The sequence below is a fragment of the Candidatus Methylobacter favarea genome (genome assembly GCF_902806695.1).
GTDB classification, from domain to species: Bacteria; Pseudomonadota; Gammaproteobacteria; order Methylococcales; family Methylomonadaceae; genus Methylobacter_B; species Methylobacter_B favarea.
On the sequence record NZ_CADCXN010000056.1, the window covers coordinates 1 to 21,875 of the forward strand.

A 21,875-nucleotide genomic window follows, 5' to 3' on the forward strand; every position below is an offset into this window, starting at 1 on the left:
TTCCTTGCCAGGTTGCGCCGCAAGTCAAAATGCTACAGCAAGTGCCAAAAGATGTTGGAATATTCCGTAAGGCTTCTGATGGCTAAAAGAAATAATGAGATTATCTATAGTTAATTAGCAATACCTGAAATAGTATGAGACAAGATCAATGAAACACAGGCCAAGAGAATATGGTAAATTTATAGCGCTGGACACCCTTTCATAATTTTAATAAAAACTTACAGGTGAATAAATCAATGCGCAAATATTTCTTAAATCTAATCTTTGCCATATGGGCTATTTCTTCGATTTCCGTCAATGCTGAACTTCTTACTAAAGAAAGCATTCCGGAAAAAATAATGACCGAAATTTATAAAAGACATCCCGATGCATTGAAGATTAAAGCCGAGCAAAAAAAACACTTCGGCCAGGAGCTTTATGCGATTTACATTAAAGAAGGAGAAAATAATCTAATAGAATTTTACAGGCCAACCGGACATTTTTTTGTGAGCGGAGAAAAGATTGAGGGATTCAAAATGCTTCCCCCGGAGGTTGAGGACAATTTAAAAACCGCTTTTACCACCTATGAAATAAAAGAAGCAATACTGATTCCAAATCCTAACGGCTCGGGCGAGGAATATGATTTATCGGTTGACTCATCAGGTAATACCTATAGCGTTTCAGTTAGTGGCAAAGGAAATATAATAAAAAAGGTTCGTTATTGAAACTCGGGCAAAGGCTTCACGGAAGTAACTATCAAGCTTGGTCTTTTATGATAACCATGCTTTAACAATTGATTTTTAACTGCTTCCAGCCTCTTCATATCTCTGCCGGGAAACAGGTTTTGCTTACTGACATCAGACTGGAGTTTGATAAATTTATCCTTAGTCATTAGTTATTTTATAGTGACCTTTCTGGTATTGGTCGTCTTTTATCCGGCCTGGAATTTGCCGGGCTGGATTCAGATCAGTAAACATTCTTATAATTTTGCTCTTGAGCAATGGTCTTATAAAGGACATTGCCTGGCTGAAGCCATTTTTCACGTCGCAGGCAAATATTTTTTATATAGGCCTCTCGACGGGCGTATTGTTTTGTATGCGGAATTCGTTCAGGGTACACTCCGCTCTGTATGTCTTTCGCCGTTCTCTTGTGTTTCTACTGACGGCCACTATCAGCGGTCCGATTATCGTTGCACTCTTAAAAGCAATACCCGTAATTATTGCCACTGGGCTTTAGATCTATTCGGCGGTTTAAACCTTATAGGCGATTGTTTGATTAAGCAAGTAACAATTTACCAATAGGCCAGTGCTTTTATGCCGATAGGGCACTTAAAATCGAACTGCTCATGGACAAATATCCTATTCCCCTGTTTATTTATGCGCTCAAATAGGTGCCGGCGCTAAAATACGAGATGCTTTTCAACCCGCTTGATGTCGCGTCCAACGGCTGAGGCTATTAAATATCAGTTATGAAAGCCAGTTTTATGGTTTGAATATTTTGAAAATGGACGAAAAGGAAAGCAGGGCGCTGATCAGTAATTATCAGAAACTGGAGCTATTTAAAACCAATAAACGGGTGTATTTATCCCCGCAACGAAAAATTGATGTCATTAATGATTCGGTGGTAGAACATAAAGCAGTCATTATTAATTCAGACTTCCAACTGGTTCTGGAGGTTACCGCCCATTGCCAGTCAGTTGATTATATGTGCTTCCAACGCTTGAGCTGTTATCAATAAATATGTAGGAAAAGCAAGTTGTTTATATTGATCAGTTTATGGTTAATTATTTCTTTTAACTACCCTCGTTTAAGTTATAGCTCGACCAGAAAAAATCTACCGGTAAAAGATATATGCTGAATTAGTTATTGTTGCATCTTTCTCTAATGAAATTAGAAAGGGTAATACGGCCACTTATGAAATTATTTGCTAAATCTGAAGTCGATATTAATATCTGTCAGGTATCATAAATTAGAAGATTATAAGAATATAAGCATTTTACTTTATCAGAAATCTTAATTTATATATTAAGACCGATATCGTAAACGAGGGGTTAGATACTGTGTAGTTGCTGCTCCGGAGGTGCTTGCGCTTAAAAATTCAGACGCAAACGAACCCCTCTATGGTATCGTTTGTGGCCTTCGAACGGTCCAATGTTCATTTTAGCTGTCGCTGCAATCGTTTCTGAAAAAGCTCTTCAATGTCAACCGGCTCCTTAGTTGGTTTGGGCTTCAGTGCCTGCAATGCAAGATTGCCCTTATGATTAGTTACATCTGATTCTGGTTTCGTTTTCTGCTGAGAACAGCAACACGTTAATATGTTGCTGCTATTTAATTCCTGGTTGTCTTTTTTATAGGTAATCATTTTATTTCCCCTCTCATGTGGATAGAAAGGATGTCTCGTCCACATGTAATAATTTTAAACTGTTCTACTCTTAACTGCATGCCAACATTTTTTCTGATGTAAGCAGTATTTATTTAATCAGAATGTCTGATTAATCGTTTCTCTTTTACACCCCTATTATTCCGGTTAAAATAAATATTCTCATATTGACTTTATTCTGTCTGTTAGATGGCGTACTGAACAGTTATACGAACGGTTGCTTAACAGAACCTGAATTCCTTAAACATACGCATGGAATAGGCCTTTATTGCTGATTCCTGAACACAATCAAGTGCCGAAACTGAACATAAAAGTTGCTATTTTTTGCTATTCTGTCGATTGAAAAAAGACTTACAATAACCGATTAATTTATAGCCGGTTAGTTTCTTAAATCACTATTATTGGCGGTTTGTAAATAAATAGCTAGTGATGAATATAAACATTGTTTACGCTTCTTTTACTTTGTAAAGGTATTTAGTCAGTTAACCATATCTCTGGCGGTGGCTATGAAATAGTAGCCGAAGATTTTAATGCCCAATTCCCTTCATGCCTAATAAGAACAGAACACCTTTATTGAAAAAATCCGCCAATGCAGCTCAGGTTAAATTGCCTTATATTGATTATTTGCTAGCTTCATTAGAAGCCGGTGATGAAGTTGTAGAAAAAAGTTTTGGCAGGCATAATCACTGGGGCTACTGGGAAAACCCCGGGTCAGCCGCATTGACAACTGCCGATTTTAAACAGGCGGCAGAAAATTTAACGAAAGAGATCTGCAAAGCCGGGCATATAGAAGACGGTCTGAAAGTGCTGGATGTAGGCTGCGGTTTCGGCGGCACGGTCGCGCATATCAACGAACATTTTACCGGCATGGAACTGACCGGGCTGAATATTGATGAGCGTCAGTTGCAGCGGGCAAGAGAAACCGTCATTCCCTTAGCAGACAACAGCATTCAATTTGAACAGGGCGACGCCTGCGCCTTGCCTTTTCCTGACCAGTCATTTGATGTGGTTTTAGCGGTTGAATGTATCTTTCATTTCCCTGACCGCAAGCAGTTTTTTAAAGAAGCTTATCGCGTGCTCAAACCGGGCGGCTTTCTGGCGCTGTCTGATTTTGTTCCGGAAACTGTATTGCTGCCTTTTGCCCGCATAAAACTGCCGGAGCGCCTGAGCGTCGGTTTTTATGGAAAATGCAATCTGCAATTTGCTGCGGAACATTACCGGAGACTGGCTGCTCAAATACGGTTTAATGTACAACTGGAACGCGATATTACGAGGAATACCCTGCCGACCTATGCCTATATAAGACAGCTTGGACAACAAAAAAATGTTTCCAGTATATTTGCTGTTGTTGAAACAGCAGCCATTGAACTGCTCAGCAGGCTCAGATTGATCAGGTATTACATTTACGCGTTTCAAAAGCCTTTAAGATAAACGCATTCGGGCTCTAACTGGCCCGCCCCTTACAATAAACAGCTTTAGACATTTTTGTCGACGTATGACCAAAAGAATACTCCTTGCTTTAATTCCGCTGATTTTCCTGCTGGCCGCCGTCGCCATTCAGTTTTTCCCCAAGCCCTCGCAGAAAGCCGGCATTCTTCCGCCCGCCACGGTTTATCATCAGTCCGGAGAAACTGCCAGCGTGGAAAAACCCTGCTCCAATGAACATCCCGAATGGCGGCAGGCGCAGGTTATCGACGGCGTGAAAATTGATGAGGCGCTGTCCTGCGAGCCGGATAATCCTTATGACGTTGCCGTTGCCGTCAAGGGCGTCAACAATGTATCCATGGCTACGCTGATGCAATCCGGTCTGTCTGAGGACGCCTTGACCCTGACCGATGATCTGGACGGCGACGGCGATCCCGATATTATCCGCATCAAACTGGAGATTGTAGAGCTGAATGGCGCAACTCCGGAGGGAGATTTTCTGATTAATACCTACGACATTGCGCCGGGCATTCAGCCGGGGCTGTGGGTTTTCGCGCCCAAATCGCGCGGCATGGCGCTTAAAAACTTTAATTCGGCGGTCGCCAACCCGCTGCTGCGCGCGCCGTCCCCCACAATCCGCGTCGAGCAGGGCGACAAGGTTTATATCACGCTGGAAAACACCCATTATTTGCCGCACACCATTCATCTGCACGGCGTCGATCATCCGTTCCAGACGGCGGCCGGCGAAGATAATGACGGCATGGATGACCACCCTGTTTTTCCGGGCAAAAGCCATACCTACGAATTACAGCCCCGGCATGCCGGCACCATGTTTTATCATTGCCATGTGCAAACCGCGCAACACATGATGATGGGCTTGAATGGCATGTTCGTCATAGAGGAAAACCATCCTGACAACTGGGTGCAGACTTTTAATATCGGGGCGGGGCAGGTTCGTCATCCATCGGTTTCGGTAAAGAAGTCCTACAGCCGCGAATATGATCTGTACTATCAGTCGGTCGATAAAAAACTGGCGCGCATCATACAGAATGCCAATGACCCGAGACTTATCGCCAACCGGATGAGCCGCGGCTATAACATGACCGATTCAGTTGAAAATTACTTCATGCTGAACGGTCATTCATTGCCCTACACGCTGCGGGACGCAATGATTGTCGTCGCTGAAAATGAAGATATAAAACTGCGCATCGCCAATGCCCAGCGCTCATCCGTGGCCATCCATTTTCATGGGCACAAAGCCGCGATCACCGCTTATGACGGCGTCGAGCAGCCGGCGGGCTCGCAGTTGACGCGCGATGTGTTTGATATCGCCCCGGCGCAGCGGCTTGATCTGCATTTGAAAACCAAAAACGACGGCCTGAACAGCTACGGCCCGGGCTTATGGATGTTTCATGACCATGTTGCGACCGGCACGACTACCGATGGCATGGAGCCGGGCGGCAATATGGCGATCCTGGCCTATAAACCTTTACTGGACGAACAGGGCATGCCGAAAATGCATGGCGACTTGCTCAGCCAGCTGTTTAATAAGGATTACTATGCCAAAAAGCAGGCGGTCTGGCCGGAAGGGGATTTTGCGCAGCTGCTGGGCGAAGCCGGATTAATTGCGCCGGATACTCTTCGTCTGATCATTTTCGGACTGGCGGCTGGTTTAATGACAGGGCTGCTTATTTTTATTGCACTGGTCTATAGGCGGAAACAAAACCTATGAAAATGCACCATCGCTTAAAGCGGATGTTGATAATTTCAGGAATGCTGGCAGTTCTCAATCCATCCTTTGCGATGATGAACCATGACGGCATGCTGATGGATGAAAAAGGCATGATCATGAATGCCAATAGCGACAATCTGCCTCGCGACTGCCCGAAGGTGTCAGGCGACGTCAATATTACCATCCATGCCGGCCGCAAGCATGCCTTGAAATTCAACGGCAAAATGTTTGCGTTCGACCGGCAGGAATGGGATGTGGCGCCGTGTTCGCGAATTAACATCACCTTCATCAATGACGATGAGATACGCCATCAACTGATGATTCATGGCTTGCCCGGCTATTTATACCCGCAAGGCATGTTTCATCTGGAGCTTTACGGAGCCGGCGAATTGAAGGCCTCCTTGATTGTGCCCAGCCAGAAAAAAACCTACCTTGTCCACTGCGAATTGGCGCAGCACATGGAAAAAGGCATGAAAGCGCAACTGAAAGTCGACGGCGGCGACGGCGACTTGCCCAGTATTCCCGGCATCACCGAGCCTGTCCGCGCCGATGTTTACCCCATAGACTGGAACAGCTCAGCCTGGATGATTCTGGCCGTCTGCATGATAGCGGGGTGCGTTATTCCATTTTTTGTCCTGAACAGAAAAGGCGATTTCACTTTTTTTCAAGACCAGGCAAAACGTGATAAATAAGGATCAACATCAAACTTGACATTTAACAACAATACTGCCTCAACGGATTTTTTAATCTTTTGTTCACCTTTAAAAACACAGAAGTTATGCCGAACAAGAGCTAGCGCTACCCCTCACCCATATAAACGCTCAACATAAGCAAAAGGAAGTTTTGCGCTGGCTTAACATTCAACCTTGCTACAATAACTGGATAAGTGCGCTTGCATCACTATTGCGATTAAACGATTAATTTGTGTTCCCGCTAAATATGACTGAAATACCTTATCTAACCATTCCGGAAGGCAAAATTTGTGACTTTATTAGCGGAGGTTTTAGACACGACACGCCTGAAGAATATGTGCGTCAAAATCTGGAAAAACGCTTGGTTAATGAATTGAAATATCCGCGTGAAAGAATCGGCGTTGAAGTAGCTTTACAAATGGGCAGTAATAAACCCCGTGCCGATGTCGTCATTTATCTGGAAAAACTCCCGCAAACCCAGGAAAACATTCATGTTGTCGTGGAATGCAAAAAAGAAAACGTGTCGCCTTCTGATAAAAAAGACGGCATTGAACAACTCAAAAGCTATATGTCAGCATGCCTTAACTGCGAATGGGGCTTATGGACAAACGGCAAGCAAAGGCAGGTCTGGCGCAGGATAAAGAACGCCGCTGGACAGGCTGAATTTATAGAATTCAACGACATTCCCGATGTATCCGGCTCAACCGAAGACATAGACCGCCCAAAACGCAACAAGCTGGTGCGCGCCGACGGCGACAACCTATTTTTAGCCTTTCGCCGTAGCCATGAAGCCATTCATGTGAGCGATGGGTTTAACAAAGAAAACGCCTTTTTCGAGTTTCTGAAAATCATCTTTTGCAAAATTGAGGATGAACGCAACATCCCCAAGCCGCTTGAGTTTTATGTCTCTTCCAACGAGCGCATTTCAATTGACGGGCAGCAATCTTGCAAACAGCGCATTGAAGCCATTTTTAAGCGCGTGAAAAGCAAATTCAATCAGATTTTTGACAGCAACGAAGAAATCAAATTATCGCCGCGCAGCCTTGCGCAAATAGCGGCTGAACTCCGAGGATACAGTTTTTTAGCAACTGATATTGATCTTAAAGGCCATGCTTATGAAGAAATTGTCGGCTCAAACCTGAAAGGCGATAGGGGGCAATTTTTTACGCCGCGCAATGTCATGCACATGGCGGTTGCCATGCTCAACCCCAAACTGGATGAGAAAATACTTGACCCGGCATGTGGAACGGGCGGTTTCCTGGTCACAGCGATGAACCATGTGATAGCGCAACTCAAGAAAGACTGGGCAAAAGATTTAGGCAAGCAGGAAAGTGAATGGAATGACGACGAAAAGAAAGCCTTACAAAACCGCATCAGTGAAATGGCCGAAAGCTCATTTTTCGGTTTCGACATTGCCCCCGAATTAGTCAAAGCCACCAAAATGAACATGGTGATGAATAATGACGGCAGCGGCAATATTCTTCGCACCGATTCGTTATTGCCGCCGCATTTATGGGAAGCCGATTTCAAAAATGCACTGGCTAAATCGCTGAAAATAAAACCCGCTGAATTAAGCAATAAAGACAGCATCGGTTTATTTGATGTCATTGTCACCAATCCGCCGTTTGGCAGCAAAATCCTTATCAAGGAAGAGTACATGCTCGATCAGTACTCGATTGGGCATGGTTGGGAAAGCCCCAAAAAAGCCGGGAACGGCGAATGGAAAAAGAAAACCGTTTTATCTGCGTCCCCTCCCGAACAGCTTTTTATTGAACGCTGCTTACAACTGCTCAAGCCTGGCGGACGCATGGCAATTGTCTTGCCGGATTCAATTCTTGGTTCGCCTGGCTTGGGGCATATTCGCCAATGGTTATTGGGCGAAGCAAAAATTATTGCCAGCCTTGATCTGGATTCCGACACCTTTCAGCCTCACACGGGCGTGCAAACGTCGATTTTAATTCTGCAAAAGCTTACTCCGGAAGAAAAAGCCGAAGAGCAGCGCACCCGCATCCTGCGTCCTTACCATATTTTCATGGCGGTGATTGATAAAGTCGGTCACGACAAACGCGGTAATAATCTTTACCAGCGTGACGAGCACGGCGAAGAAATACTGATTGAAGTCAATGAAACCGTGACTGAACTGAACAAAACCGCAGACGGACAAACGACCGTAAAATCCGCCAAGCGTTTTGAAAAAGTGCCCGATGATCAAACCCGCGCCGTTCCTGCTGTATTTAGGGAATGGAAACGCGATGAAGGCATTGCATGGTAGCTGCGACCGGGTATCAGGCTCCGATTACTTGGGACGCGCCCCATAAGCCGCAAACTTTTGGCTGGGTAAGTGTTCCAGTACAAAGCGTGTTTGAGAGTGGTTTACGGCTGGAAGCGAGTGTTTATGCAACGGAGGCAAAACAAGCTGAAACAGCAATTCAATCAAACCCGCATGGGTGCGTTAGCATTCACGAACTGGCTAGTATTTATCATTGTCCACGGTTCAAGCGCGTCTTTGTGAAAAAATCAAAATTTCCAATTTATCAGCCGTCTCAGATTGGCGAATTGAACCCATCTCCAGCCGCTTATATTTCTGATAAGACACTTGCCGATTTAGATAGTCTTCGAGTTTCAGAAGGTCAGATATTAATGACTTGCTCAGGCACAGTGGGCAACGTTACCTATGTAAGCCGGACGCTCGCAGGACATATTTTTAGCCATGATCTTTTAAGAATTCGTAGCCATGAAGAACATCATGCAGGTTATTTGTATGCTTTTTTTAAAAGCCAACAGGGACGAACGCTCATTCAGTCCAATAATTACGGCGCGGTAATACAACACATTGAACCCGCGCATTTGTTAAAACTACCGATTCCAGACGCGCCGGCCCTACTTAAAACCCACATCCACTATGCCATCACAGAATCCTTTAATCTGCGTGATGAATCGAACGACCTGATCGCACAAGCCCGCGCCAAATTGCAAGCCGCGCTAAAACTGCCGCCGGTTGAAGAGTTGAATCCGCCAGCCAACGGAAATAATGGGTTACGCTGTTTCAGCGTGAATGCCGCAGATTTAAACCAACGTCTTGAAGCCAATTATCACAACCCGCTAGCTCAGGCAATTACTCAGCACTTACACCAATACGCCGCGCAAGTATTAGCATTGGGCGATGATACATTAACCAAGCAATTCGTTTTGCCCGGTAGATTCAAGCGAATCTATGTAAAAAAGGGACATGGTATAGTCTTTTTTAGCGGCAAAGATATTGGTGAGCTTGATCCGAACGACAAAAAATATTTGTCATTTTCGCAGCATGACAAAAAGATCAAGGATGAATTGACCATAAAACAGAATATGCTTCTGATTACATGTAGCGGAACATTGGGTAACATAGCATTAGTGCCAAAACATTGGGATGGTTGGACTATGACGCATGACATAGTTCGATTAATACCATCTTCCAGTGAAATTTCAGGTTATCTATTTGCATGGCTGGGTTCAAACTGGGGCAAAGAGCTTATTAACCGCAACCGTTATGGCGCTGTAGTTCAGCATATTGAAGTAGAACATCTTGCAGATGTCTCCGTTCCTCTGCTGACAGACGTAAGGCTCATGCGCGAAATCAATAGCCTCGTACTTCGCGCCAATGAATTACGCTACACCGCCTTTACCAAAGAACAGGAAGCTTTACGTTGGTTTAATGAAGAGGTACTGAAATTGCCAGTGCTGTAGCTTCAGTTTTAATTAAAACTAACACAAACTAGAGTGCATAAAGTTCCCGACCCAACATCAAGAAATAGCTTATCATATCGCTCTGGAATGAAGGATAGTCATTTTAAAATAACTATTCAGTTGAAATACTTATGAGGGTTTAATGAAGCATTTTCTTTTGTTGATCACGGTTTCCATACTGGTAATGAACTGCCAGACAGGATCGGCGGGCCAGAAGGCGGCCGCGCTTCATCCAAGCACTCAGAACAGTAAAAAAGACGCGCTGCAATGCGCCGCTTTCAGTCCGTATGTAGGAAAGCTCAGTCCCGATTACGGCGCGCATCCGTCCCCGGAATTAATTGATGAACTGCTGGATAAACTGGTTAAGGAAACCGGTTTTCGCTGCATCATGACTTACGGCGTGTTGAACGGACTGGACTATACGTTTGCCGCGGCCGAGGCGCGGCATATCAAGGTGATTGCAATTGTGTGGCTGGATAATGATGCGGCCGTCAATTCCCAATCCATTGCCAAGGGCATCGAGGTCGCCAAGGCATTTCCAAAAACCATCATAAAGCTGAGCTGCGGCTCCGAAGTGCGCACCCGCCACGGTTATGCGTTTGACGGCGAAATCATGCGCTGCATCGACAGTCTGCATAAGGCCGGCGTGACGCAGCCGGTTACGACCATAGATATCTGGTGGGAATGGTGTAACCGGACTTACCCTTGCCAACCGAACAGTTTCGGCAAAAGCGTCGATTGGATAGGAACCAATATTTTTCCGTGGTGGGATAATAAATATTCAGGGATATTTCCCTGCACGCCCGCGAAAAAAGCCGCTGATTTCCATATTGCCCGGCTTAAGGATATCGGGCGCGCTTATCCCGGCAAGGAAGTTATCGTGACTGAATTCGGCTGGCCGAACGGCCCGGAAGGCAAAGGCGAAATCAATAAAACCACGGGCCGGCCTTGCGATGTGGCGAGCCGGAAAAATCAGGCGCTGGTGGTGCGGAATACTTTCAAAAAACTGGCTGAAAAAAACTGGTCAGGCGTCGTGTTTGAAGCCTTTTCGGAAAGCTGGAAACCCAATGATGAGGGCGATTTTGGTAAATACTGGGGTATCTGCCAGGGAAATCCGCCTTATGCCTGTGCGAAAGGCTTACGACGCAATTGAGATTTTTATAGCGCTGAATTTACTTTTCCAAGACGCCATTTAAATATTAATTAATCAAGCACTGTTAAAATTCGACTATATTAAAGACCTATTCTCAATTTAATTAAAATTTAAGTTGTGAGTCAGGTTCAGTAAAGTTTTTTCCTTACGCCCTGAATGATGCGATTCCTTGCCGTACTCGCCAATTCATGATTCAACACTTTCTAACCGGCAATAAACGTGCTTTATAATTCGCGGGTAAATAAATACCGCCTATCAGACTACATTTCATTAACTGCTTATGGCTATCGATTTTAGTGGAGAGCAATTTTTTAGTGAGTAAGGCAAAATTATTTTTATACATGCTGATGCCGGTCTGGTTATTGTTCATGTCTGAGGTTGGTTATGGACGGTATTCCGCCATCATTATCGACGCCGACAACGGCAGCGTGTTACATGAAGTGGAGGCGACCCAAGCCTGGTATCCGGCTTCCCTAACTAAGGTAATGACACTTTATATGACATTTTCCGCCTTGAAAATGGGGCAAGTTCAGTTACGCGATAATATAAGAACTTCCGCCCATGCCGCGCGCCAGCCAAATAGCAAGCTGGGTTTAAGGCAGGGCGAATTAATCACCGTTGAAGATGCTATTATCGCTGTTATTACGCGCTCTGCGAACGATGCCGCCGTGGTTCTGGCTGAAAGTCTGGAGGAAAGTGAAGATTATTTCGCCTTAAAGATGACTTTGAGAGCTCAGTCTTTAGGTATGAAAAATACCAATTTTATGAATGCCACCGGCTTGCCCAATGATAAACAAGTGACAACTTCATTGGATATGGCAATTCTGGCCTGGCGAATACAACGCGATTTTCCCGATTATTATCAGTATTTTTCTATTCACAGTTTTAATTATAAAGGCAACGAGTTGCGGGGTATTAACAAGTTTGTAGCGAACTATCCCGGAGCCGAAGGAATGAAGACCGGCTTTACTTGCGGTTCCGGCTATAATCTTATCGCTGCAGCGCATCGAAATAACCAGCATCTTATTGGGGTAGTTCTCGGAGGCATGACCAGCGCCGAACGGTATCAGCTAATGAATAGCATGATGGATGAAGGCTTCGCCAATAGATACAGTACAGTTCAGCCACGGCATATCAGCAATATACCTACAGTTTCAACAGGTGTGCCTCCCTACCAGTTATCTTGCGGTAATGGAAAAGCCAGTGCTATCGGCGATAACTATAATGAAAAGAAAAAAGCCCACCCTAACAAGCGCAAGCACTCGCTTATCGGCAAGACAAAGCGCCTCGGCAAAAAAACACTTATTAGTAAGAAAAAAGCTGTCAACAAGAGTAAGGCAGCCAGTAAAACCAAAACTATCAGCAAGAGTAAACGGCTAGGCAAGTCTAAAAATCCTGGCAGGATCATGAAACCGGCCAGCAAGAGCAAGCGACTAACCAAAAGCAGGCCTGTGGCCAGCAAGCGCTATCGCCATAATAACTGAAGGTAAAATAGTAGAAATGCAGAGCTTGATTATTTGAATCTGTAAATGTGTAGAATATAAAAGGCAAGATTATTTTTGTTCCAGGCAGCTTGATAAGGCAAACCTCATTATTAAAAGCGTCATCATGACGGGAAAAAGCAGGTAATGTTTCTGAAATTCCAGGGTCACGAGAACGCAACTCATAATCAGCCAGGGCTGTAATCCCTGCATTTCTGAAACAGACTGCATGCCGCGATAGGTGTCATAATCAATTTTATGTGCTTGGTTGACCAAAAGTAACGACACCAAAGCGGTCATAAAAGCGAAATAAAGCGGGAAAAAAAAGAATATCGGCGAGTCTTTGTTAAATAACATTTTCCAATAGGCGAACCATACCAGTAAGGTGCTGCTGGCAAAAATATCATAGCCGATTTTAAGCGGTATTTTTTTAACAATGACCCCGGCAATACTGAAGATAGCCGCTCCTGTTCCGAGATAAATTAACAGAGGCGATATCAACAGGTTTTGCAATGAACTGGCAAATTGCACCAGGAAACTCAAAATAAGGCTAATAATAATGAAAAACGGCATAGTCTGATGTATTAATAAGGAATATAAATTCGCTAATTGATTAAATTAATATCTTGCTTTTTTTATCAGATATTGCTTATGCACAGATTTGTTTTACTGGGTTAAAAAGTTATCGAAGGTTGACTTAGGCCTTATCCGGCAAAATTAATTAATTGTAACCTTTTGATTATAAAATACAATTACTTTTAGTATAAAAAGACTACAATCTAACAAAGGCACAGATTTCATAAGGGTTAAGCGAGGTTATGTAAGCATTATGCACAGAGTTATCCACAGCAATTGTGGATAAGAATATAGGTGCTTGATTGTTAAATTCTAATAATAAAACTGGCAGCATAATTTAAAAAAAGATAACTTTAGCTAATCCGTTTTTATTTAAAAGAGATAGGAATTGCCAGTAAATTTCTGCGCCTGATCAGAATAATCAGGAGTCAGAACTCGATTTTTTTTCAGTCAAATTAAGTGCTCGATACCGCGCCAGATCTTTTGGCGTGTCCACATCCCATTGCTTTTGCAGTTCATGACAGCGCAGATTAAAGCGGGCAATTCGGGCGCGGGTTTCATTAAGCACACCCGCCGTGCCCCAAGGGATGTCAGCAAAGAGTTTCGGGTGTAGCCGATTAAGGCCAATGAGCACATAGCCTCCGTCTTCGGCAGGAGCCAAAGCACAGCATTTTTCCCGGCTCAAGGCAGTTATTGCTTCTTCCAGATCACGTTCGGTTAAGGAGGGGCAATCGCAGCCTATCAATAAGGCCTGGGAGTATGTGCCCAGCGTCAAACCAAAAGCGTGATGCATGCGCTCGCCCAGACCAAAGCCTTGCTGTTGCTGAAGAACCACGCGATAGGCTGCGGCCGATGCCATAAAAAAAGGCTGATCAGTTGTCGGCGTACACCAGAGTTGCACAGGGCATAAATTATTTTGCGTGGCCAGTTGCAGGGTTCTTATAGTCAATTCGATATGAATATCGGCAGCCTGCCCGGGCGTTAACGCGGGCAGCAAGCGGGTTTTTACCTGACCTGGGACAGGGGCTTTACAAAATATCATTAACACCGCTTCAGGGTATTTATACACCATGTCTAGCGTCTACGGAGCGGCTTAAAGGGCAGCAGCAATAATTTCATAAATCCTAATTCGGCTTGCCGGCGGAAAGGCTTTAAACCAATCGTCATGGTTGTTTGAGGGTGTTTCGGTTCTGCGGTATAGGTTTTACAAAGCTTGTCCCACCAGGAAACGGAAAAGCCGTAATTGCTGTCTGTTTCAGCGGGAATAGTTGAGTGATGAATGCGATGCATATCGGGCGTGATAATCAGCCAGCGTAATTTTTTATCTATTGCAGGCGGAATATTGACATTGCTGTGATTAAAAGTGGAGGCGCCGTTCAGAATAACCTCGAAAGCAATGACAGCGCCGGGATGAGCGCCAATTAAATAAATGCAAAGCACTTTGTAAGCCATGGAAATCATAGTCTCCAACGGGTGAAAGCGCACCGCAGTCGTGGCGTCAAATTCCAGATCGGTATGATGAACCTGATGCAGGCGCCAAAGCAGAGGCCATTTATGCAATACGAAATGTTGGGCATAAATGGCAAAATCTAGAAATAATAATGTCATTATAATTGACAGCCATGCGGGAGCTGCAAACCAGTTTAAAACACCCCATGATTTTTCAGCCGCGGCAATCGCGCTTAAATAGGCGATACCGCCGGCGGTTAAACGCATAAGCAACATGTTAAACGTGGCAAGCCCGAGATTAATGGGCCAGCGTTGCTTACGGCCAATCGGCAAGGGTCTTCGCGGACTGAAATATTCCCAGCCAATCATGACACCAAAAATGCCCAGCGCCGCCGTTAAACGGATTATGGTTTCCAAAAATGTCCCCGGCAATAAAGGTCAGCCAAAAGCTGAGGGTCTGCTCCAAAAAAATAACGCCAGCGTAAGCTCCACATAAGCAGTAGGGTTTTATAAATACCGAATTGTTCCCATCTTCGAGCTGAACTGGTAACTTTTGCTTTTAGACAGACGGGAGGACTGATTTTTTTGAGCGCTTGGCATAGCTCGATGTCCTCCATTAGGGGAATTTCAGGATAGGCGCCAGCCGCCGCAAACGCCTGCCTGCTGACAAAAATTACCTGGTCCCCGGTGGCGATCCCCGTTAGCCGTGAACGCTGGTTCATCATGTAGGCGATGAGCTTTAACATGAAATGGCTGCCGCTCAATTGAATATCAAAACGCCCCCATTGGAAATTACTAGCCAGTTGCTGCTGAATTCCGGGCAACGCGTTTTCAGGCAGATAGGTATCAACATGCAAAAAAATCAGGATTTCCCCCCTGGCATGGCGGGCTCCGTTATTCATTTGCAGGCCCCGGCCTTGTTCTGAAGTTACTATCTTGTCAGCCAATGGATCGGCAAGATCCGCTGTATTATCAGTACTGCCGCCGTCAGCAATGATAATCTCGCAGTTGTGTCGCAACGGCTGTAATGCCGATAGACAGGATTGAATGGCGCTTGCTTCATTTAACGTAGGAATGATAATGGAAAAATTCATTATTTGAAGATCAGAAATAAGCTGGTCTAGCTTAAGTAATATCAATCAGGGCAGGGTGAAATAATTCGATATCCTCGATAGCACGACCTTGCTGCGGCGGAGAATAGGCGTTGTAGTTAGAAATAGCAACAGGTTCCAGATAGCCGACAATTTGTTCCAGATCGGATAGACGCAGGCCCTGACGAACGAGATAAGCTATATAGCTATGGCGAATGGCTTCAGCAGTAATTTCTATCGGATCAGGTAAACCGGAGTCCAGCGCAGCACATAGCAGCGAGGCGGCGAGATCTTCAGAGGTATTGGGATTATCTGCAGTCCAGACAGGATGAGCCCCGGATTGTTCAAATAATGATTTAAGTGAGCGATTAAGAGTAATAACTCGTGGAACTGAGCCGGGAATAGTGAGAGTACCTTTTCCCATATCTATCTGATCAGCTTTTAAGGACGCGGCTTCTTCCGGGCTCAGCCCGCACAATAATAAACTGATAAATTGTCTGGTTTTAAGATTGGCGGCCTTAAGTAAAGCCTTTAACTGCGAACTGGAAAGCTCCCGGTGCGAGGGGCTTTCCAGAGCACCGGCTTTGGCCTGCTCCAGAGGGGGTACAGGAGTTTGCCGATAATTAAGCATCTCCGCCGTGGGATTGTACATATGAATACCGGCCAGCGTGACCGGCGATTGCGGTTCATGTTTTCGGGTTAAAAACTCGAAGATCCAGACGCTAAAAAGCCCGAGCAATAAAGAACCGGCAATGGCAATACCGGCATCGCGGCTATAATCGGGTCCTATCGGATCCTGGGACAGATAGGCCCGGCTTATAACCGTCACTTGCGGATATTTTTCCTTGTGACCGGTTTCAATTTGCACCAACCGCTGCTGCGTGTCACGGTACAATTTTTCCAGCCCTTCCAGATCCGTTTTTAAAGCTTCGTGTTCGGCAAATTTTGAGGTAAAATCCGCCGCCTGTTTTTTATGCGCATCAAGCTGAGCGCGAATCGCGATAACGCTTTGCTTTGCCGCGGCATATTTATTTTCTGCATCAGTCAGTACAATATTTTTACCATAGGCATGTTTTTTTTTGACTTCAGCTTCAAGCTTTTCAATTTGTTCCGGAACAAATTTCAAGGCGGGCTGCTTGTTTAGATAATCGCGGGTAAATTTTTTATCAAATTCGGCCAATCGCTCACGTAATTCCTGCAAGCGTTTTTCAAGGTCTTGCAAGCTGCGTTGTTCGTGCTCCGGCACTACTGTCTGGTTAGCGGCAATGGCCGTTCTTATGGCGTCAAGATGCGCCTTTGCCTTGACTTCTTCTTCACTGGCCCTGTTTAGGGAATCAGTCAAACCTTTAAGGCGGGCTAGTGCTTCATTTTCATTTCGGCCCGTCGATGAGATATCATTGTTTTTTCTGAACGCTTGCAATTGCGTCCTGGCGGCGTTGATTTTTTCAGTCAGACCTTTCAATTCGTCTTCGATAATGCGGCTGGTATTGTCAGTTGATTTTTTAACTTCGGCCGCGCGGGCATCAAGGTAAACATCAATCCAGGTATTGATAAGCACAGGCAAAAATTCAGGATCAGTGCCTTCGGCCAGAACTTCAACCAGATTGGTTTTAGCCACAGGTTCTACATTCAGTAAACTGCGGATATCGGAAGCTGTGAGCCGGTTTACGGAGTCATCAGTGGCTGCTGCTTTAAGCCGCGCTAAAGTCTCAACAACAAGTTCATGGCCCAGTAAAATTTGTCGTTGGATAGCGACATGCTGAATGTCGGCTACGCTGCTTTCGCGGTCTATCGCCGTCATTGCCGAGGTTAACAGGGTTGCACTGCTGCGGTAAACAGCAGGACGGCTGTAATTGTAAGTCAGGCCGGCAGCGGCGCTGATCAGGAAGACTGCAGCAAAAATAATGAGTCTGGGCGAGCGGGACCAGAGATTTTGCTTGAATTCATAAGGCGAACCGGTACTGTTGTCAGGGAAAATTTCGACTGGCGGCAGGTAATTTTTCATTATTTCAATGTGCCCTTGTAAAGGAGAAAAGACTATGGCATGAAAAGCAAAAAACGTCTAATTACTAAATTATGGCGCTAATTTTCATTCAGATCTATCCTGGCTTATTGGCGCGCTATAAAGGTTCAAACAGGGCAGTAAGGTCTTCAGCGGTAAGTTTTAATGATTCTTTCCCGGTTCCGTCCTTATAAATGCTTTCGGCCAGCAGGCGTTTTCTTTCCTGCATGGCAAGAATTTTTTCTTCGACCGTATTTTCAGTGATCAGTTTATAGACAAAAACCGGTTTATCCTGGCCGATACGGTGGGCGCGATCGGCGGCTTGAGTTTCTACTGCCGGGTTCCACCAGGGATCATAAATAATAATGGTATCGGCTTCAGTCAGATTCAAACCCACGCCGCCGGCTTTCAGGCTAATGAGGAAAACGTTCACCTCACCGCTTTTAAATTGTTCAATAGCATCATCACGGTTGCGGGTCTGGCCGGTCAATTTGCTATAGCCGATTTGCCGGGCGTTTAACTCTTCTTCAATCAGCGCGATCATGCGCGTGAACTGTGAGAAAACCAGAAGCCGACGTCCTTCTTCCAATTGTTCCGGCACTAATTCCATCAGCAAATCGAGTTTGGCGGATTCCCGTAATTTTTGCGCTTCCTTAAGCCGCAGCGTGCGCGGGTCGCAACAGGTCTGGCGGAGCTTTAATAAAGCATCTAGAATGGTAATATGACATCGGGCCAGGCCTTTCTGGGCGATTGCCTCGCGGACTTTTTTTTCCATGGTCAGGCGGATGCTTTCATATAATGCGGCCTGTTGTTTATAAAGGGGGACGGAACGAATAATTTCGGTCTTGAGGGGTAATTCTCGCGCCACTTCCTCTTTGGTACGACGCAGCATAAAAGGCGCTATGCGGCGGGACAAGCGCGACCGCTGCTCAGTGTTGCCATGGTTTTCAATCGGCGTGCGATAGATTTTTTTAAATGTCGTGCTGTCAGCCAGAAAACCGGGCATCAGGAAGTCAAATTGCGCCCACAGTTCGCCCAGATGATTTTCCATTGGCGTTCCGGTGAGGCAGAGCCGGTGAGCGGATTTAATACGCCGCACGAGCTGCGCGGCTTTGGACAGCGGATTTTTAATGGTTTGGGCCTCGTCCAGAATCAAATAATGATACTCATGCTCCAGCAGGGTTTCCTCATCGCGGGGCAGCAGAGGGTAGGTAGTCAGTACCAAATCATAGTCTCTGATTTTAGCGAATAACTGTTTGCGTTCGATTCCCTGCAAGGTCAGCACGCGCAAGTCAGGCGTGAAGCGTTCAGCTTCACGACGCCAGTTACTCATCAGGCTGGTGGGGGCAATAATCAGAGACGGCGAAACCATCCGTCCCTGTTGTTTTTCTACTAAGAGATGGACAAGGGTTTGAAGGGTTTTACCCAAACCCATATCGTCGGCAAGAATGCCGGAAAATCTGTATTCCCGAAGAAACTGTAGCCAGTTGAGTCCGTGCTGCTGATAATTTCGCAGTTCTGCATGAAAATTTACCGGCAACGCTACGTTTTGAATTCCGCTAAAGTGTTTTAATTTTTGCCCCAGCTCCCTGAGTTCCCGTCCGCCGGATATCGTGAATAAGCCGGAATTTTGTGCTTCCAGGTCAGAAAGACTTGCCGCATTATAACGGGATAATTTGAGGGTGCCGTCTTTTGCGACTGTGCTGCTGTTAAACAGTTCATACAATATATTCAGAAACGGTTTAATTCGGGCGCTGGGCAAGGTTAGATAAGTATGGTCACTGATGGGCAGGTTGAGGATATCGGGAAGATTTTCAGGATCGTAATTTTCCAGCACCGGCATAATTAATGGCAGTAAAGCATGAGGCTGACCATTAACCTCTATGTTAAAGCGCATTTCAAACCAGTCATTGCCGGGTTCGCGGATTTCAGCTTCCCAGTTCTCAGCGCTTTGAAAATTAAGCCGGAAACTGTCTTCAATCGTAATAATCCAGCCTTCCTGTTCCAGCTCCGAAAGGGTGTGCTGAATAAAATTTCTCCAACGCGCAGCGCTGTCTATTCGGCTTTTTTCGCCTGGACTGAAAAGTACCTGTTCCTGTATGCCCTTTTCTTCCGGCCGGACCAGGGTAAAGCCTTGATCAGTAAGCCGCCTTATGGCTTTTGATTCAGCTTCGCCAGCGCGTTTAATCCGCACCAGCCCGTGATCGGTTTTCAGTATGCTGTAGTCTTCAAAATGAAATGCGGGAACTGTCCACTCTCCGTAATTAAAGGCCACTTTTATAAAGTGCAGATAAGATTGAGCGGCTGTTTGCTTTCCTGCCAGAGAGATTTCAGGTACGGGTGTTAAATCATTCAGTTCGATGAGATGAACTTCTTTCGGAGCAGGCAGGGGCAGAGCAGGGTGTGCGATAGTTAATCGCTGGCTGAATTCATCGGCATACTGAGCCGGAATAAGGGGCGCCGATAACATCTTTTTTAGTTGACCTGCACTAAGGCCGGCGGTATTGAATTCTCCCACTATGCCCAAACCGGTATCCAGATATTGAGGAGGATCTGTTAACAGGAACAGCGCCGGCGGCTCTGCTTCTACATTTAACTGATAATCATCCTGATCAGACTGTTGCCAGTTAAACAGTAACTTTCGTTTATCTCCCGCCTTTAACGGCGGTTTCTCAAGGTCTTGCCAGTACAGCCTGCCTGTTTGCAGCAGCTTTGTTAACGCGACATAGCCTGTAGCCCCTGCAAGTACTGGCTCGCCTGTAAAAGAGGTAGTAAATGCAGAGAGTAATTTCGCAATTTCCTCATCCTGCGGCTGGATATAATTGAGGTAGTTAAAGCTGTAACGTAAGTTGTTTAAGGTGGTTTTCCTGCCCTTGCTTATACCGCCGGATTTTTTTTCCTTGGTTATAAAAAACTCGAAAATAAATTCGTGTTCGGTCTTGCCCGGCTTGAGTATATAGACGATGAAATCATGCTGCGAATTGTGCCTGGGCATCTGTTCGTTAAGATTATCCAGCCAGTCCAGGCAGCTCGGCCCCTTAATTGGAGATAAAGATAGTGGTTGAGTGGAATGCTGGTACATCAGGCAGGCGGCGGCAACATGCTTGCAATTAAAACCGACCGGGCATGAGCAATAGCCCTCAATCTCGGCTGCGCTAAAGTCCGGCCTCCATATAATGCGGATATTCTGCTTATAGGGACTTCTGTCGCTGCCTTTTACCGCCGCATTAAGTTGAACAAAAAGCACACCCTCACTCTTGATGGTAAGATCGACTACCAGGCCTTTTTCGAAATAGCTTCTACCGCGCTCATACGAACCATCGCCGCATTCGCAGCGGATATCCGAGCGCAGAATTTTTTTCTGTTTTTCCATGAGAGCGGGTAAATAAGAAACAAAAGATTATTGTATAACACCTAAAGCCCGGACTGCTTTGATACAAGGCCAATTTCTGCAAAAAACAAGTATGTTTTTTTAGAGCAAGGAAATAAGAAGTTAAGTCCGAATAAGGCTTCCAGAGGACAGGCTGCTGCAAGCTCCTGCTTTAAGCGCAATAAAAAATTTTTATAAAATCATCATTGATATTAATAATTACTGCTTTTTTCCTCTTTTCCAGCCATTGACATAAACGGCCCTGATGGCCTCGACAATAATGCCCTTACCGCACCCTATCATAGTTCGCCCTGACTCATACTTGGACTTACACCTGGCTTGCACGGCTATAGTCCAGGATAATGCCCGATGGCTGGAAGGAACAGATCGGCTCTTGCCAGCAGCAGGTCGCTGATGATATGTATAAACAATGTGCTATGCCGGCCGCGCGGCCGGGTTGCAGCGCGCATATTTTTCGGGGTGGCCGGCTATGCTGGCTGCGAAATAGCTGAGCAGCACATGAAAATAGCCCCTGCCGTCGTGAAGGTTCGAACGCCGCCTGGCATATCATTGCGCATTTCGCGCTGCGTTCACACCGCCGCAAACGAATAAAAAGGCAGTGCAAGTGCCTTGTGGGGCCGTTCACAATTTAATTTTTCAAGTCTGAGCCACCCATTATGACCGGCATTTCGGACGTCGATGAAAGCTTTGATCGGGCGCCGAGGCCGAGCGCGATCACTGCCAACATCAGTGCGGCTCTTAGTAAACAACGGCCGCCCTTCTGCCGACTCGCCCGTGTGAATATCAACTCCAGGCCGGC

At 45.6% G+C, this 21,875-nt stretch carries 16 protein-coding genes and 1 pseudogene; 10 read left to right on the forward strand and 7 right to left on the reverse strand.

From position 1 onward, the window contains the following. The 3 genes and pseudogenes from HUX64_RS19640 to HUX64_RS07600 all read left to right on the forward strand — a co-directional run. Positions 1–114: pseudogene (locus tag HUX64_RS19640) on the forward strand (IS1 family transposase); the annotation flags it as partial. 122 nt (positions 115–236) lie between these two features. After that, positions 237–704, forward strand: coding sequence for a hypothetical protein (locus HUX64_RS07595; protein ID WP_174625635.1), 468 nt, complete (start codon positions 237–239; stop codon positions 702–704). Between the two features lie 772 nt (positions 705–1,476). Continuing rightward, positions 1,477–1,716 carry a hypothetical protein gene (locus tag HUX64_RS07600; protein ID WP_174625636.1) on the forward strand — a complete coding sequence of 80 codons (240 nt, stop codon included), beginning with the start codon at positions 1,477–1,479 and terminating at the stop codon, positions 1,714–1,716. A 417-nt stretch (positions 1,717–2,133) separates the two neighbouring features. Here HUX64_RS07600 and HUX64_RS07605 read toward each other — a convergent pair whose 3' ends face one another. Next, positions 2,134–2,340 carry a hypothetical protein gene (locus HUX64_RS07605; RefSeq protein ID WP_174625637.1) on the reverse strand — a complete coding sequence of 69 codons (207 nt, stop codon included), beginning with the start codon at positions 2,338–2,340 and terminating at the stop codon, positions 2,134–2,136. Positions 2,341–2,904: 564 nt separating this feature from the next. Between HUX64_RS07605 and HUX64_RS07610 the strand changes: the two genes are divergently transcribed. The 7 genes from HUX64_RS07610 (at position 2,905) to HUX64_RS07640 (ending at position 12,570) form a co-directional block, all read left to right on the forward strand. Beyond that, complete coding sequence (locus HUX64_RS07610) at positions 2,905–3,789, forward strand: class I SAM-dependent methyltransferase (RefSeq protein ID WP_174625638.1); 885 nt, start codon at positions 2,905–2,907, stop codon at positions 3,787–3,789. A gap of 64 nt (positions 3,790–3,853) precedes the next feature. Continuing rightward, entirely contained in the window at positions 3,854–5,515 is a 1,662-nt protein-coding gene (locus HUX64_RS07615) for a multicopper oxidase domain-containing protein (protein WP_174625639.1), read from the forward strand. Continuing rightward, complete coding sequence (locus HUX64_RS07620) at positions 5,512–6,207, forward strand: multicopper oxidase domain-containing protein (protein ID WP_246246954.1); 696 nt, start codon at positions 5,512–5,514, stop codon at positions 6,205–6,207. Before HUX64_RS07615 ends, HUX64_RS07620 begins: the two co-directional genes overlap by 4 nt. A 232-nt stretch (positions 6,208–6,439) precedes the next feature. Further along, entirely contained in the window at positions 6,440–8,479 is a 2,040-nt protein-coding gene (locus tag HUX64_RS07625) for a type I restriction-modification system subunit M (RefSeq protein WP_217426459.1), read from the forward strand. After that, a complete protein-coding gene (locus HUX64_RS07630; protein ID WP_174625641.1) occupies positions 8,473–9,933 on the forward strand; it encodes a restriction endonuclease subunit S domain-containing protein in 1,461 nt (486 codons plus the stop codon). The genes HUX64_RS07625 and HUX64_RS07630 overlap by 7 nt, the downstream gene beginning before the upstream one ends. Positions 9,934–10,075: 142 nt before the next feature. Further along, positions 10,076–11,086: a glycoside hydrolase family 17 protein gene (locus tag HUX64_RS07635; RefSeq protein WP_174625642.1), complete on the forward strand. Its 1,011-nt coding sequence runs from the start codon at positions 10,076–10,078 to the stop codon at positions 11,084–11,086. Between the two features lie 314 nt (positions 11,087–11,400). Beyond that, the gene (locus HUX64_RS07640; RefSeq protein ID WP_174625643.1) at positions 11,401–12,570 is read left to right on the forward strand and encodes a D-alanyl-D-alanine carboxypeptidase family protein; all 1,170 of its coding nucleotides are present in this window, start codon (positions 11,401–11,403) and stop codon (positions 12,568–12,570) included. A gap of 69 nt (positions 12,571–12,639) precedes the next feature. On the opposite strand, the gene HUX64_RS07645 is transcribed toward HUX64_RS07640, so the two are convergent. The 6 genes from HUX64_RS07645 to HUX64_RS07670 form a co-directional block, all read right to left on the reverse strand. Then, positions 12,640–13,140 carry a hypothetical protein gene (locus HUX64_RS07645; protein WP_246246955.1) on the reverse strand — a complete coding sequence of 167 codons (501 nt, stop codon included), beginning with the start codon at positions 13,138–13,140 and terminating at the stop codon, positions 12,640–12,642. A 424-nt stretch (positions 13,141–13,564) separates the two neighbouring features. Continuing rightward, positions 13,565–14,185, reverse strand: a complete 621-nt coding sequence (locus HUX64_RS07650; protein ID WP_343034386.1) for a TIGR04282 family arsenosugar biosynthesis glycosyltransferase — start codon at positions 14,183–14,185, stop codon at positions 13,565–13,567. Between the two features lie 32 nt (positions 14,186–14,217). Further along, positions 14,218–15,009: a sterol desaturase family protein gene (locus HUX64_RS07655; RefSeq protein WP_174625645.1), complete on the reverse strand. Its 792-nt coding sequence runs from the start codon at positions 15,007–15,009 to the stop codon at positions 14,218–14,220. Next, positions 14,997–15,686: a TIGR04283 family arsenosugar biosynthesis glycosyltransferase gene (locus HUX64_RS07660; protein ID WP_174625646.1), complete on the reverse strand. Its 690-nt coding sequence runs from the start codon at positions 15,684–15,686 to the stop codon at positions 14,997–14,999. The genes HUX64_RS07655 and HUX64_RS07660 overlap by 13 nt, the downstream gene beginning before the upstream one ends. Before the next feature lie 31 nt (positions 15,687–15,717). After that, the gene (locus HUX64_RS07665; protein ID WP_174625647.1) at positions 15,718–17,688 is read right to left on the reverse strand and encodes a GumC family protein; all 1,971 of its coding nucleotides are present in this window, start codon (positions 17,686–17,688) and stop codon (positions 15,718–15,720) included. Positions 17,689–17,803: 115 nt separating this feature from the next. Next, on the reverse strand, positions 17,804–21,058 hold the full coding sequence (locus tag HUX64_RS07670) for a DEAD/DEAH box helicase (RefSeq protein ID WP_174625648.1): 3,255 nt from the start codon (positions 21,056–21,058) through the stop codon (positions 17,804–17,806). Positions 21,059–21,875: the final 817 nt, after the last annotated feature.

What these genes read in the sequence shown, in the direction of transcription:
- HUX64_RS07635 (WP_174625642.1), top strand. Translation starts at nt 10,076, where the DNA reads ATGAAGCATTTTCTTTTGTTGATCACGGTTTCCATACTGGTAATGAAC.
- HUX64_RS07670 (WP_174625648.1), bottom strand. Translation starts at nt 21,058, where the DNA reads ATGGAAAAACAGAAAAAAATTCTGCGCTCGGATATCCGCTGCGAATGC.
- HUX64_RS07645 (WP_246246955.1), bottom strand. Translation starts at nt 13,140, where the DNA reads ATGCCGTTTTTCATTATTATTAGCCTTATTTTGAGTTTCCTGGTGCAA.
- HUX64_RS07595 (WP_174625635.1), top strand. Translation starts at nt 237, where the DNA reads ATGCGCAAATATTTCTTAAATCTAATCTTTGCCATATGGGCTATTTCT.
- HUX64_RS07650 (WP_343034386.1), bottom strand. Translation starts at nt 14,185, where the DNA reads ATGATATTTTGTAAAGCCCCTGTCCCAGGTCAGGTAAAAACCCGCTTG.
- HUX64_RS07660 (WP_174625646.1), bottom strand. Translation starts at nt 15,686, where the DNA reads ATGAATTTTTCCATTATCATTCCTACGTTAAATGAAGCAAGCGCCATT.
- HUX64_RS07610 (WP_174625638.1), top strand. Translation starts at nt 2,905, where the DNA reads ATGCCTAATAAGAACAGAACACCTTTATTGAAAAAATCCGCCAATGCA.
- HUX64_RS07615 (WP_174625639.1), top strand. Translation starts at nt 3,854, where the DNA reads ATGACCAAAAGAATACTCCTTGCTTTAATTCCGCTGATTTTCCTGCTG.
- HUX64_RS07630 (WP_174625641.1), top strand. Translation starts at nt 8,473, where the DNA reads ATGGTAGCTGCGACCGGGTATCAGGCTCCGATTACTTGGGACGCGCCC.
- HUX64_RS07665 (WP_174625647.1), bottom strand. Translation starts at nt 17,688, where the DNA reads ATGAAAAATTACCTGCCGCCAGTCGAAATTTTCCCTGACAACAGTACC.
- HUX64_RS07605 (WP_174625637.1), bottom strand. Translation starts at nt 2,340, where the DNA reads ATGATTACCTATAAAAAAGACAACCAGGAATTAAATAGCAGCAACATA.
- HUX64_RS07620 (WP_246246954.1), top strand. Translation starts at nt 5,512, where the DNA reads ATGAAAATGCACCATCGCTTAAAGCGGATGTTGATAATTTCAGGAATG.